This is a genomic window from Bacillus sp. TE9106W, from assembly GCF_054062215.1.
Map to the genome: position 1 here is coordinate 137,293 of NZ_JBSSFA010000002.1, position 14,720 is coordinate 152,012.

Consider the following 14,720-nt stretch of genomic DNA (forward strand, 5'->3'; position numbering starts at 1 on the left):
CTTTTCTTATTAAAGAGTTGATAGCAATTTGTTGCATGACAAAAAGTTGATTGCGAAATGTTGGAGGAGATTAAGAGTGCGGTTAGTTTTATCAGGATATTATGGTTTTTATAATGTTGGGGACGAAGCAATTTTGCAATCAATTATTAAAGCGCTACATGAAGAGGATCCTACTCTTGAGCTTGTTGTACTTTCGAATGACCCTGACTATACAAGAAAAATGTACGGTGTAGAGGCAGTAAATCGCTGGGATATAAGAGCAATTTATAAAGAAATAAAGAGAAGTAATGGCTTAATTAGCGGAGGGGGAAGCCTCCTTCAAGATAAAACGAGTATTAAAAGTATTTTGTACTATACAGGTATTATGCGAATTGCTCGTTTTTTGAAGAAACCGTATTATATTTATGCGCAAGGAATTGGTCCAATTACGAAAAGACAAAATCGTTTATTAGTGAAATGGCAAGTATCAAAAGCAGAATATATATCAGTTCGTGATGAAGATTCATTTTTGTATTTAAAAGAAATTGGTATTAAGAAGGATATTGAATTAGTTCCAGATCCAGTATTGGCATGTCAACCAGAAGGAATGAAGTCGGAGTGGTTGCAAAAACATTCGATTCAAGGGAAAGTAATTGCAGTTAGTGTGAGGTATTGGGACGCAAAAGAAGATTATATGAAGAAGCTAGCAGATACGCTGAAACAATTAAAGCGTGATGGATACCATATTTTATTCGTACCAATGCATGGACCATTTGATCAAAATGCATCACGGGATATTATTAATTTAATGGGAGAAGAAGCTCATATGCTTCCGTATAAGCTTGATATTCATGAGAAAATTTCAATTTTGTCGGAATGTTCGCTTCTAATCGGTATGAGACTTCATGCGCTCATACTATCTGCCGTTGCTAATATCCCTATGGTCGGTATTTCATATGATCCAAAGATCGATTCATTTTTACAACAAGTAAATCAGCCGATTATCGGAAACGTAGATGGTGATTGGACGGCTGAAACTTTGTATAATGTCGCAACGAAGCAACTAGAACAAAAAGAATATGTACAAGAAACATTGGAACAAAGAGTAGAAGAATTACGAGAACAAATTTCAACAGCGTCTCGATATATCATAAGTGACTTGAATTCAAAAGAGTTCAAAAAAAGAGGAATGGGATCTTAATTTAAGAGGACATCCTCTTTTTTATTTTTTGAAAAAAAGAAAATGTCGAAAGAAAAAATATATTTGTAGAAAAATGTCGAATCTCGTAATACTTGTAAACTTATTCTCATAAAAAAGAAGTTTGATAGATAAGATGTATGTTTAAAAATCCTAACATTAATATATAAGGAATGTTAGTATTTAAGGTTTTATTTAGTAAATGATAAGAAAATAGGTATGGTAATTTTGAAAAATATAACGCTAAGAAAAATGTCGAATTGCAGAAAAATAAGTTGTCGATTAATGTCGTAATATCTATATAGTTAGATGTTGTAATTGGAAACCTTTTTCTGTTATAGTTGTAAATGGTTATAAGAAGCTTGTTAAAAATATAATTCTGACGCCTTTTTCTATTCATTTAAAATATTCTGATTTTACAATCTGAGTCTTTTAAATAAAAGTCGAAAAAACTATCGTTTAGAATTGTGAAAATTCACTTTTTTGTCGAATTTAAGGTTTTAAATTGGATAAAAAGGGTGTATGATTTCTTTATGATTCTATAATACGGGATATTCTATTATTCTGTATGTGGAATACTTTAACCACATTTATATCTACTAGTTTCCAAAAAAAATAGAACATCTATTTAAAATATTATGGAACTAGTATTACATTCCTAAGGAGGAAATATATAAAATGGCAAAGACTAACTCTTACAAAAAAGTAATCGCTGGTACAATGACAGCAGCAATGGTAGCAGGTGTTGTATCTCCAGTAGCAGCAGCAGGTAAAACATTCCCAGACGTTCCAGCTGATCACTGGGGAATTGATTCTATTAACTACTTAGTAGAAAAAGGCGCAGTTACAGGTAACGACAAAGGAATGTTCGAGCCTGGAAAAGAATTAACTCGTGCAGAAGCAGCTACAATGATGGCTCAAATCTTAAACTTACCAATCGATAAAGATGCTAAACCATCTTTCGCTGACTCTCAAGGCCAATGGTACACTCCATTCATCGCAGCTGTAGAAAAAGCTGGCGTTATTAAAGGTACAGGCAACGGCTTTGAGCCAAACGGAAAAATCGACCGCGTTTCTATGGCATCTCTTCTTGTAGAAGCTTACAAATTAGATACTAAAGTAAACGGTACTCCAGCAACTAAATTCAAAGATTTAGAAACATTAAACTGGGGTAAAGAAAAAGCTAACATCCTAGTTGAATTAGGAATCTCTGTTGGTACTGGTGATCAATGGGAGCCTAAGAAATCTGTAACTAAAGCAGAAGCTGCTCAATTTATTGCTAAGACTGACAAGCAGTTCGGTACAACAGCAACAACAGTTGAATCTGCAAAAGCAGTTACAACTCAAAAAGTAGAAGTTAAATTCAGCAAAGCTGTTGAAAAATTAACTAAAGAAGATATCAAAGTAACTAACAAAGCTAACAACGATAAAGTACTAGTTAAAGAAGTAACTTTATCAGAAGATAAAAAATCTGCTACAGTTGAATTATATAGTAACTTAGCAGCTAAACAAACTTACACTGTAGATGTAAACAAAGTTGGTAAAACAGAAATAACTGTAGGTTCTTTAGAAGCAAAAACAATCGAAATGGCTGACCAAACAGTTGTAGCTGATGTGGCAACTAAATTACAATTCAAAGTTACAGATGAAAATGGTACTGAAGTTGTTTCACCAACAGGTATTGAGTTCGTAACTCCAGCTGCTGAAAAAATTAATGCACAAGGTGAAATCACTTTAGCAAAAGGTACTTCAACTACTGTAAAAGCTGTTTACAAAAAAGACGGTAAAGTAGTAGCTGAAAGTAAAGAAGTAAAAGTTTCTGCTGAAGGTGCTGCAGTAGCTTCAATCTCTAACTGGACAGTTGCAGAACAAAATAAAGCTGACTTTACTTCTAAAGATTTCAAACAAAACAATAAAGTTTACGAAGGCGACAACGCTTACGTTCAAGTAGAATTGAAAGATCAATTTAATGCAGTAACAACTGGAAAAGTTGAATATGAGTCATTAAACACAGAAGTTGCTGTAGTAGATAAAGCTACTGGTAAAGTAACTGTATTATCTGCAGGAAAAGCACCAGTAAAAGTAACTGTAAAAGATTCAAAAGGTAAAGAACTTGTTTCAAAAACAGTTGAAATTGAAGCTTTCGCTCAAAAAGCAATGAAAGAAATTAAATTAGAAAAAACTAACGTAGCGCTTTCTACAAAAGATGTAACAGATTTAAAAGTAAAAGCTCCAGTATTAGATCAATACGGTAAAGAGTTTACAGCTCCTGTAACAGTGAAAGTACTTGATAAAGATGGTAAAGAATTAAAAGAGAAAAAATTAGAAGCTAAATATGTGAACAAAGAATTAGTTCTGAATGCAGCAGGTCAAGAAGCTGGTAACTATACAGTTGTATTAACTGCAAAATCTGGTGAAAAAGAAGCAAAAGCTACATTAGCTCTAGAATTAAAAGCTCCAGGTGCATTTTCTAAATTTGAAGTTCGTGGTTTAGAAAAAGAATTAGATAAATATGTTACTGAGGAAAACAAAAAGGATGCAATGACTGTTTCAGTTCTTCCTGTAGATGCAAATGGATTAGTATTAAAAGGTGCAGAAGCAGCTGAACTAAAAGTAACAACAACAAACAAAGATGGTAAAGAAGTAGACGCAACTGATGCACAAGTTACTGTACAAAATAACAGTGTAATTACTGTTGGTCAAGGTGCAAAAGCTGGTGAAACTTATAAAGTAACAGTTGTACTAGATGGTAAATTAATCACAACTCACTCATTCAAAGTTGTTGATACAGCACCAACTGCTAAAGGATTAGCAGTAGAATTTACAAGCACATCTCTTAAAGAAGTAGCTCCAAATGCTGATTTAAAAGCTGCACTTTTAAATATCTTATCTGTTGATGGTGTACCTGCAACTACAGCAAAAGCAACAGTTTCTAATGTAGAATTTGTTTCTGCTGACACAAATGTTGTAGCTGAAAATGGTACAGTTGGTGCAAAAGGTGCAACATCTATCTATGTGAAAAACCTGACAGTTGTAAAAGATGGAAAAGAGCAAAAAGTAGAATTTGATAAAGCTGTACAAGTTGCAGTTTCTATTAAAGAAGCAAAACCTGCAACAAAATAATTAAAAATCATTTAATAAATGATTAATATAAGCCTATGAGAAAATAGACAAAAGTCTATGAGTATCATAGGCTTTTTATTTTGCTCTTATTTCATATACATTTGAGATTGAAAGGAGTAGCCTTATTGAGAAACAAATAAAAAGCGCTTTCAAAAATAGAAGAATACCTCATTAATATGTAAATTATTTGTAAATTCACACCTTTTTTTGTTAAAAAAACATTCGAAAAGAAGAATAAAATGTCGAAATATAATAATTTAAGTCGAATGTAGTCTGAAAATTGTATTTATTGTAAAAAATATTTAGGTGAAGAAGTGGAAATATGTGCTATAATTCCAATTGTGTATTCGATATGAAAAATATACGAAGCGCAGTGAGAGTGGTTTATAGGAAAACGGTTTGTTCATTTCTATATTTGAGTATTATTAATATACTAATAATACGATTAATAGACTGAATTATCAGAATATGTCGAATCTTCTTTTGATAAAGTTCTTGATAACGAATGGTTTTGTATAGTATGATGAACTTGTTTCAGAAAATGGTATTTAAACCTTATATTTACATCTAACGGTTTGTATCATTTTTTTATATGAACTACTTTTCATTATAGTATTTTTGTTTATGTTTTTATTGTTTTATGGCTTTTCTAACTAGCTAGTTTTCAAATTTAATATGATGTGAAACTAGTAGCATATTCCTGAAGGAGGAAATTTATAAAATGGCAAAGACTAACTCTTACAAAAAAGTAATCGCAGGTACAATGACAGCAGCAATGGTAGCAGGTGTTGTATCTCCAGTAGCAGCAGCAGGTAAATCATTCCCAGACGTTCCAGCAGGACATTGGGCAGAAGGTTCTATTAACTACTTAGTAGATAAAGGTGCAATTACAGGTAAACCAGATGGTACATATGGTCCAACTGAAACAATTGATCGTTCTTCGGCAGCTGTTATTTTCACTAAAATTTTAAATTTACCAGTTGATGACAATGCTCAACCTTCTTTCAAAGATGCTAAAAATACATGGGCTGCTAAATATATCGCAGCAGTAGAAAAAGCTGGAATCGTTAAAGGTGACGGCAAAGAAAACTTCTATCCAGAAGGAAAGATTGACCGTGCTTCATTTGCTTCTATGTTAGTAAGTGCTTATAACTTAAAAGATAAAGTTAACGGCGAGTTAGTTACGACATTTGAAGATTTATTAGATCATTGGGGTGAAGAGAAAGCAAACATCCTAATTAACCTTGGAATCTCTGTAGGTACTGGTGGTAAATGGGAGCCAAATAAAACTGTAACTCGTGCAGAAGCAGCTCAATTTATCGCATTAACAGATAAAAAATATGGCAAAAAAGATAATGAACAAGCGTATGTAACTGATGTGAAAGTTTCTGAACCAACGAAATTAACATTAACAGGTACTGGCTTAGACAAACTTTCTGCTGATGATGTAACTCTTGAAGGAGACAAAGCAGTTGCAATCGAAGCAAGTGCTGATGGTACTTCTGCAACTGTAACACTTGGTGGTAAAGTTGCTCCAAATAAAAATCTTACTGTAAAAGTGAAAAACCAATCATTCGTAACGAAATTCGTATACGAAGTGAAAAAATTAGCAGTAGAAAAACTTACATTTGACGATGATCGTGCTGGTCAAGCAATTGCTTTCAAATTAAATGACGAAAAAGGTAATGCTGATGTTGAATACTTAAACTTAGCAAACCATGACGTCAAATTTGTGGCAAATAACTTAGACGGCTCATCAGCAAACATCTTTGAAGGTGGAGAAGCTACTTCTACTACAGGTAAATTAGCTGTTGGCATTAAGCCAGGTGACTACAAAGTAGAAGTACAAGTTACAAAACGCGGTGGTTTAACAGTTTCTAACACTGGTATTATTACAGTGAAAAACCTTGATACACCAGCTTCTGCAATTAAAAATGTTGTATTTGCATTAGATGCTGATAATGATGGTGTTGTAAACTATGGCAGCAAGCTTTCTGGTAAAGACTTTGCTTTAAATAGCCAAAACTTAGTTGTTGGTGAAAAAGCATCTCTTAATAAATTAGTTGCTACAATTGCTGGAGAAGATAAAGTAGTTGATCCAGGATCAATTAGCATTAAATCTTCAAACCACGGTATTATTTCTGTAGTAAATAACTACATTACTGCTGAGGCTGCTGGTGAAGCTACACTTACTATTAAAGTAGGTGACGTAACGAAAGATGTTAAATTTAAAGTAACGACTGATTCTCGTAAATTAGCATCAGTAAAAGCTAACCCAGACAAATTACAAGTTGTTCAAAATAAAGCATTACCTGTTACTTTCGTAACAACTGACCAATATGGCGATCCATTTGGTGCTAACTCAGTTGCAATTAAAGAAGTTCTTCCAAAGACAGGTGTAGTTGCTGAAGGTGGATTAGATGTAGTAACAACGGATGCTGGTTCAATTGGTACAAAAACTGTTGGTATTACAGGTAACGAAGTAGGCGAAGGTACAGTTCACTTCCAAAATGGTAATGGTGCTACTTTAGGTTCATTATATGTGAACGTAACAGAGGGTAACGTTGCATTTAAAAACTTTGAACTTGTATCTAAAGTAGGTCAATATGGCCAATCACCTGATACAAAACTTGACTTAAATGTTTCAACTACTGTTGAATATCAATTATCTAAGTACACTTCAGATCGCGTATACTCTGATCCTGAAAACTTAGAAGGTTATGAAGTTGAATCTAAAAATCTAGCTGTAGCTGACGCTAAAATTGTTGGAAATAAAGTTGTTGTTACAGGTAAAACTCCAGGTAAAGTTGATATCCACTTAACGAAAAATGGTGCAACTGCTGGTAAAGCGACAATCGAAATCGTTCAAGAGACAATTGCTATTAAATCTGTAAACTTCAAACCAGTTCAAACAGAAAACTTTGTTGAGAAGAAAATCAACATCGGTACTGTATTAGAGCTTGAGAAGAGTAACCTTGATGATATTGTAAAAGGTATTAACTTAACGAAAGAAACACAACATAAAGTACGTGTTGTGAAATCTGGTGCAGAGCAAGGTAAACTTTACTTAGATAGAAACGGCGATGCTGTATTTAACGCTGGCGATGTAAAACTTGGTGATGTAACAGTATCTCAAACAAGTGATTCTGCACTTCCAAACTTCAAGGCAGATCTTTATGATACTTTAACTACTAAGTACACTGACAAAGGTACATTAGTATTCAAAGTATTAAAAGATAAAGATGTTATTACAAGCGAAATCGGTTCACAAGCTGTACACGTGAACGTTCTTAATAACCCAAATCTATAAGTCGATTATAGATAAAGTGAAAAATCAGTGGGGATTCATCCCCGCTGATTTTTTAATAGAAAGAAGGCTCTTGTACATGTACAAGAGCCTTCTTTTTAGTTCTTAAACTTAAACATATCCCCACTCAAATTCGAATCACTATACACGAACAATACCATGTTAATGTTATTGTCTTTCATGTATTGATATACATCTTTTTCGTGATAGTGACGCAGGTCGAGGATGGATGTGTGTTTGAAACTTTGTGCTAAGTGCGGCACGATTGCGTTTGCGAATGAGTCTTTTAGGACTAAGGCGCGTACTTCATTTTGTGCGTTGTTATTTTCGATGACGATTTCTGGATAGTCATCTGTGTAATAACCTGCGTATGATGTTGTATCTTTTTGTTTTTCTACGCCATATATTTCATCTAAGTTTTGATGAATAGTGCCTTTCACATCTTTTGCGGTTACGCTTGTGAAGTTAAAACCGTCTTTCGGTGTGTAGTAGCACAATTTTTCACCAGTTGCATCGATGAGTTGGTATAGTTGGTTGTTGAAGCTTCCGACTAAATGTTTATTTTGCGCGCATGTACGAGTGTAATCTTCTTTTTTTATTTCTTTTCCTTTATATATAGAAGATTGTTGCCCGATTGTGTTCATTATATATTGGTAACCTAAGAAGGCACCGTCCATATTCCAATGATGATCTGTTTTGAAATACATGTCTTGTATTTCTTCATTCGTATAGTTCTTTTTCAAGTGTTCCATAAGTTTTATTGGCTTTACGTCAGCTGGTAGTTTCGTTAGAAAGTAATTTAAATTTTCCTGTGCATATGTGTGAACATGAGAAGGTAATTTAAATGATAATGCATTCGTTTTTGACGGTGGTAAAGTAAAGTAAAACTCAACGTTTTGTTCTTTTGAAAACTGAGATAAGTCGTTTATAGCAGGCATGGATTGATCAATTTCATTATATTTTGTTGTCCACGCCGGGTTTTTCAGGAGCCATTTATCATCAGTTAAAATAATGTCGTTAATGAGAGATTTACCCATATTAATTTGAGCAATCGTATAGTTTTTAATAAGCTCATCTCGTCCGATTAGTTGATCATTTGTGTATGTTTCAAAATCTTTAAAGAAGCTACCAGTTAGGAGAGCTTCTTTCGTAAGTGCTGGTTTTTGAGCGAGCGGCCGATTTTCAACTGGTGAAATGTCTCGGTCTGTTTTGAGTAACGATAATATGCCAAATGAAAAGATAATGGTGAGAAAACCGATAAACAGGATGAGGTTCCCCAATTTTTTCATAATAACTTTTCCTTCCTACATGTGTTAAAACCTGAAATAAATAAATGGATTATATGTTGAGTTAATCAAGTACATAACCGAAATCATAAATAATGTTAGTAATAATATAGGACGTACAAATTGTGTTGTGAACATATACGTTTTTGGCGCAAGTTCTAGTATGTTTTTCATTCGTTTTAAAATTGGTGTCGCTGCGATAAAGGCAATGAGAAATACGATAATGTATTCATGTACGTATAACATTGTATTGTCATCGATGAAAGATTGACCATCTATGCCGAACATCGCTTTTAAATATTGGAACGAGTAAGCGAAGTTGTCAGCTCGGAAGAAGACCCAACCGATCATAACGATTAGTAATACGTATGCATGTTGCAGCGGTTTCCATAGTTTGTTTAATATTTTTTCGAATCCAGCTTTTTCAATTGAAATAATAAAGCCGTAATATAAGCCCCAGGCGATAAATGTCCAGCTCGCCCCGTGCCATAAACCAGTTAACCCCCATACGATGAAGAGGTTACGATAATTCGCTAGTTTTGAAACGCGGTTTCCGCCGAGCGGGATATATATGTAATCGCGGAACCAAGAGCCGAGTGTAATATGCCATCTTCTCCAAAACTCTGAAATAGATTTAGAGATGTATGGGTAGTTGAAGTTTTTCGGGAAATCAAAGCCGAACATTTTTCCAATTCCAATTGCCATATCAGAGTACCCTGAGAAATCGAAATAAATTTGCAGGGTGTAGGCGATAATACCGATCCATGCCGTTCCAACACTCATTTCAGATGGTGGTAAGGCAAAGATTTTATCAGCGACAAACCCAACTTGGTTAGCAATTAATATCTTTTTTGCTAGTCCGAGAACGAAAATTTGAATACCTTCTGTGAATCGTTCAAAAGAGTGGATGCGCGTTTTAATTTGCTCAGCGACGATATTGTAACGAACAATTGGCCCGGCAATAAGCTGAGGGAAAATAGATATATATAGCGCTAAGTTAAGTGGATTTTTTTGAACATCCCCATCTTTACGGTATATATCGATGACATAGGACATCGCTTGGAATGTATAAAATGAAATTCCAATTGGTAGTGGAATAGGTTCCACATGAATAGATAAGTGCAATACGTTGTTTAAAATGTCTGTGAAAAATGAAATATACTTAAAATAAGAAAGCAATAGTATATTCCCGACCACAGCCATAATTAAAAATGTGACTTTCATATTTTTTCGTTTATCATAATGATGCACGAGTAGGCCGAAGCAGTAGTTTAATAAGATGGAAAAGAGCATTAAAAGAACGAAACGCGGTTCGCCCCATGCATAGAAAATTAAACTAAATGCAAGTAATACGAAATTACGTAGCTCGGCACGCACTATAAAATAGAAAAATAATACGAGAGGTAAAAAGATAAATAAGAAAATCGAACTACTAAATACCAAAGGACTCTCCTCACTTTTTCAAAATACATTTCGTGCAAAAAAAACGACATATCTATTATATATTCTTTTATATAATAGTGCCTTTAATATTTTAGCATGTTAATAATTCGATTAAAATAATTATTCTATATAATAGAAGGAAAGCGGTATGGAATCCTTTTGACACCCACTATCTGGATAAGATAAGATGAATAAGGTGTGATTTGTTTAGAAGGGAAGAGATGGTGTGTTATTTAACTCGTTTGAGTTTATTTTTTTATTTTTACCGATAGCATTTCTTTTATATTTTCTATTAAATAAATTTGGACAAACTACTTTAGCGAAAGCTTGGCTTGTAGCAGCATCTTTATTTTTCTATAGTTATTGGAACATAAAATATTTGCCGCTTATGTTAGTATCGCTCATTGTGAACTACTTTATCGGAATGAAGCTCGTGAAGCATAAGAGCAAGCTTCTTTTAACAGTAGGCTTAATATTTAATATAGGAATGCTTAGTTATTTCAAGTATTATGATTTCTTTTTACAAAATGTAAATTCGTTATTTGGAACTCATTTTACATTATTATCATTAACGTTACCGCTTGCGATTAGTTTCTATACATTCCAAAAGATTGCATTTTTAGTAGATACATATCGCGGAGAAACGGAGGCATGTCATTTTCTTGATTACGCTCTGTTTGTAACATTTTTCCCGCAACTTATTGCAGGGCCAATTGTACACCATGCGCAAATTATGCCACAGTTTGCTGATCGTAGTAAAAAGCGTTGGCAATCAAATTATATCGTTCTCGGTATTTTTGTATTTGCCATCGGTATTTTCAAGAAAGTAGGGATTGCAGACGTTTTATCTCCTGTCGTACGAGAAGGATTTGATGTACAGCAATCGCTAACCTTTGTTGAAGCGTGGCTTTCATCATTAGCGTTTACATTCCAGTTATACTTTGATTTCAGTGGATATAGCGATATGGCAATTGGGATTGCGTTAATGTTTAATATTAAATTGCCTCAAAACTTTAATTCTCCTTATAAAGCGGTGAGTATACAAGATTTTTGGCATCGTTGGCATATGACATTAAGCCAGTTTTTAACGAAATATGTGTATATTTCTCTTGGAGGAAATCGAAAAGGAATTACGCGTACATACGTCAATATTATGATTGTTTTCTTAATAAGTGGACTTTGGCATGGTGCTGGCTGGACATTTATTTTCTGGGGATTTCTGCACGGATTAGCTTCTGTCGTCCATCGCTTGTGGAATAAAGCAGGAGGTCGCATGCCGGCCTGGGCAGGATGGCTCGTGACGTTTTTCTTCATTAATATAACGTGGGTATTCTTTAGAGCAACATCGATGCATGATGCGGTGAAGGTGTTAAAAGGAATGTTTGGATTTAATGGGTTCGAACTCGCAAATAGTGTGTTCCCGGTATTTATTATTGAGAAACTACAATTTTTAAAAGAGTACGGTGTTTCATTTACTGAAGCATACCATGTTTCATTATTAAATACGGAAATAGTAGCGTATATTTTCGGAGCATTATGTATTAGTTTCTTCTTAAAAAATTCAATTCAGTTAAAAGACTCATTCCGTCCGACAGTATGGACGGCGTTATTTACTGCAATATTACTTGTGTATAGTGTGTTACATTTAACGAGTATTAGTGAGTTTTTATACTTTAATTTCTAGGTGGAGAATATGAAAAACAAACAGTGGCTTATTTTCGTTTTTGTATGTGTTTTTGTTCCACTTGCAGGTGTTGGAATATTTAATGGCTATGCAGATTCACTTTGGTTGTTCTCGCATAAAAATAAGTGGAATGATGTTCAGTTTGGGTTTAATGAGAGACAACAAAAAACAAATTATATAACATATCGTCCGTTTACTTATGATGGCGTTATACTGGGCAGTAGTAGAACGACGTTTATCAATGAAAATGATTTTACCGGATTAAACGCATTTAATTATGCGGTAAGTAGTACAGATCCGCGTGAATACGATGCGTACATTGAATATGCAAAAGAGCGAAAAGGTAGTGAATTATCTTCTATTGTGATTGGTTTAGATTTCCTTGGAACGAACAAAAATAGAGAAATCGGTTTTGAAAAACCAGAAGTATATATTAATGAGGCGCAAAGCTTACTATATCCAATTAAATCGTATGTGAGTATGGATGGAATCACATATTCCCGAAATACAATCCAAAACTCCATTCATCACAATAAGACTATTGATGTATATAATCGCGATAACATAAAGTCGATGCGTGAGTATACGAAAGAAGAGCGTGATACACAAATTGCCGCGCAAGTAGATAAATTTAGTAGAGAGATTTATGGCGGGAATTATGAGTATCAAAATATGAAGGAAATATTAGGTACTGTAAAATCCCATAATCCGAATACGAAGTTTTATATTTTTACAACGCCTGTTTCAGAGCCATTGTTTCGTACGATGATTCAATCAGGACGTTGGGAGGATTATAAAAGATGGCTCCATGATGCTGTCGATGTATTTGGAGAAGTACATCATTTTATGTATTTAAATTCAGTAACAAAGAACTTAGATAATTATATGGATGGACATCATTTCAGGCCAGAAGTCGGAAAAATAATTGCACATAAAGTTGTAAATGAAGAAGATCGTAATGTGCCGAAAGATTTCGGTATCGTTATTACGAAGGATAATATTGATGAGGTGCTGGAGCAGATTCATGCATCGTTTCAATAGAAAGAAATAGTTTTGTTTCAAAGGTCGAATCGTAATGTGATTCGATCTTTTTTTGCAGTCTACAAAAAATTTAATTAAGCGAGTAAAACCAATTGTGACTGAAGCAGAAAGAAGCAGCATCCAAATAGATGCTGCTTCTTTCTATTCTATTTCTAAATCAACAATTAAGTAAGCAAGTATCACAACAAAGAAAATACTAACGGCTGGTGCTGTTAAGACGTGCCCAGACATAAAGCCGATACCGAGCGATAAGACGAGTGTGCTAGCTAGTAGCATATGTTTTACGCTAAATAGTTTTTTGAAGTTTGTGATCAAGCGAATGAATATTTTTATACCGAAATAAAGAAGCGGCAGTAAATACATAAGGAAGCCGACAATACCGAACGCAAAGAATAGGTCGTGGAAATCCATTTCGACTAACTTCATTTTCGTTGTATAGTTACCAGCGTATCCCATTCCAAATAGTTTTTGGGATAGTGGTGCTTCTTTATAGTATTGTTTGTATACTTTTAAAAACTTGTCGCGATCACTGTAAATTAAACTTTTCATTTCAGAGTCTGTTAGTTCGCCTTGTTTATGTTCTTCTTCTTTAACTACTTTTCCTTCTTTTCGGTCTTTTTCGTCTTGTACTGATTTTTTGTATTCATATATTTGTAAGTGGATGCTCATGTTTTTTGCGATAGGGGTTTGCGGTGTAAGAACGAGTAAACCACCTAATACGACAGCAGCAACGATTGTATTTACAAGATATGTGAATCCTTTTCCTTCTTTTTTACGATGCATCATATACTCAATGAATAAGAAGAAAAGAGCGATGCCAAGTGTAATAACGATAGCACCATAGCCTACTTTCGTTCCGATCATAATGCTTGCATACATCGCAAGTACAGTTGGAATCCAGTAATACACTTTTGAGAAAGAAGTTGTTTTATGGACCGAGTATAAGACAACGATTGGGAACATAATTGCGAAAATGGAACTTAAATCATTTCCAGCAAAGAACCATCCTCTTGAACCAATTTTTGAGTTCGGGTAGCTTGGAAAATCTGTGCCAGTTGCCATTGCTGCGATAATCGAAACACTTAAAATTAACGTTGCGTATAAGAAATACGTAATGATTTTATGAAACGAAAATTCGTTATTTTTTAATTCTTTTAGTGCGATAATATATCCAAACAGTAGTACAATTGGATATACACTTTTCATAATGAACTTCACTTCTTCTCCAAATGAAACTGGAGATTTGATCATTAAATTATTCACAAGGCCGATTGCGAGTACGATGCCAAATAGACATAAATAAAGAATATATTTTTTTGCGCCTTGTTGTTTATGATGAAGAAGTAGATAACCCAATGCAAGAAGCATAAAGGCGAAACGGACTACGATTCCGACTGTTGCGCTCATGTGTAATACATAGATTGAAAAAGACGTTAATAAATCTAAAATTGGTTGAAACACGATGAATAGCAGTAGGAAATGCGGGAAGTAGTTAGCCGTCTGTTTTAACTTAGTAACCATATGTTCCTCCATTTCTTCATTCCTTTATTTCAGTACCTCTCTATATAATAGGAAGGAAAATGAATTTCTATATTTAATTTTTTATATCAAACTTAAGAATACACCATTTCATTGTAATGGTAAATAGATGAAGAGCGG

General features: G+C 34.0%; 8 protein-coding genes. 5 read left to right on the plus strand and 3 right to left on the minus strand.

Annotation, left to right across the window (positions count from 1 at the left end):
- Nucleotides 1-76: 76 nt before the first annotated feature.
- The 3 genes from csaB to ea1 all read left to right on the plus strand — a co-directional run bounded on the left by csaB (nt 77) and on the right by ea1 (nt 7,610).
- A complete protein-coding gene (csaB, locus tag ACVWY7_RS04235; RefSeq protein WP_001241611.1) occupies nt 77-1,180 on the plus strand; it encodes a polysaccharide pyruvyl transferase CsaB in 1,104 nt (367 codons plus the stop codon).
- Between the two features lie 675 nt (nt 1,181-1,855).
- Entirely contained in the window at nt 1,856-4,300 is a 2,445-nt protein-coding gene (gene sap, locus ACVWY7_RS04240; protein ID WP_277493307.1) for an S-layer protein Sap, read from the plus strand.
- 721 nt (nt 4,301-5,021) lie between these two features.
- Nucleotides 5,022-7,610 (plus strand): S-layer protein EA1, encoded by a 2,589-nt coding sequence (ea1, locus tag ACVWY7_RS04245; protein WP_456523679.1) that lies wholly within the window; start codon nt 5,022-5,024, stop codon nt 7,608-7,610.
- A gap of 95 nt (nt 7,611-7,705) precedes the next feature.
- On the opposite strand, the gene patB1 is transcribed toward ea1, so the two are convergent.
- A complete protein-coding gene (gene patB1, locus ACVWY7_RS04250) occupies nt 7,706-8,896 on the minus strand; it encodes a secondary cell wall polysaccharide O-acetyltransferase PatB1 (RefSeq protein ID WP_456523680.1) in 1,191 nt (396 codons plus the stop codon).
- A gap of 24 nt (nt 8,897-8,920) precedes the next feature.
- Nucleotides 8,921-10,336: an MBOAT family O-acyltransferase gene (locus ACVWY7_RS04255; protein ID WP_000232129.1), complete on the minus strand. Its 1,416-nt coding sequence runs from the start codon at nt 10,334-10,336 to the stop codon at nt 8,921-8,923.
- Between the two features lie 226 nt (nt 10,337-10,562).
- Here ACVWY7_RS04255 and ACVWY7_RS04260 point away from each other — a divergent pair, with 226 nt between their 5' ends.
- Nucleotides 10,563-12,020, plus strand: coding sequence for an MBOAT family O-acyltransferase (locus tag ACVWY7_RS04260; protein WP_456523681.1), 1,458 nt, complete (start codon nt 10,563-10,565; stop codon nt 12,018-12,020).
- A gap of 9 nt (nt 12,021-12,029) precedes the next feature.
- Nucleotides 12,030-13,061, plus strand: a complete 1,032-nt coding sequence (locus ACVWY7_RS04265) for a hypothetical protein (protein ID WP_000792073.1) — start codon at nt 12,030-12,032, stop codon at nt 13,059-13,061.
- 141 nt (nt 13,062-13,202) lie between these two features.
- On the opposite strand, the gene ACVWY7_RS04270 is transcribed toward ACVWY7_RS04265, so the two are convergent.
- On the minus strand, nt 13,203-14,582 hold the full coding sequence (locus tag ACVWY7_RS04270; RefSeq protein ID WP_168392566.1) for an O-antigen ligase family protein: 1,380 nt from the start codon (nt 14,580-14,582) through the stop codon (nt 13,203-13,205).
- Between the last annotated feature and the right edge of the window lie 138 nt (nt 14,583-14,720).

Excerpts from the sequence above, each read along its gene's own strand:
- sap (WP_277493307.1), top strand. The coding sequence starts at position 1,856 with ATGGCAAAGACTAACTCTTACAAAAAAGTAATCGCTGGTACAATGACA.
- ea1 (WP_456523679.1), top strand. The coding sequence starts at position 5,022 with ATGGCAAAGACTAACTCTTACAAAAAAGTAATCGCAGGTACAATGACA.
- patB1 (WP_456523680.1), bottom strand. The coding sequence starts at position 8,896 with ATGAAAAAATTGGGGAACCTCATCCTGTTTATCGGTTTTCTCACCATT.
- ACVWY7_RS04265 (WP_000792073.1), top strand. The coding sequence starts at position 12,030 with ATGAAAAACAAACAGTGGCTTATTTTCGTTTTTGTATGTGTTTTTGTT.
- ACVWY7_RS04270 (WP_168392566.1), bottom strand. The coding sequence starts at position 14,582 with ATGGTTACTAAGTTAAAACAGACGGCTAACTACTTCCCGCATTTCCTA.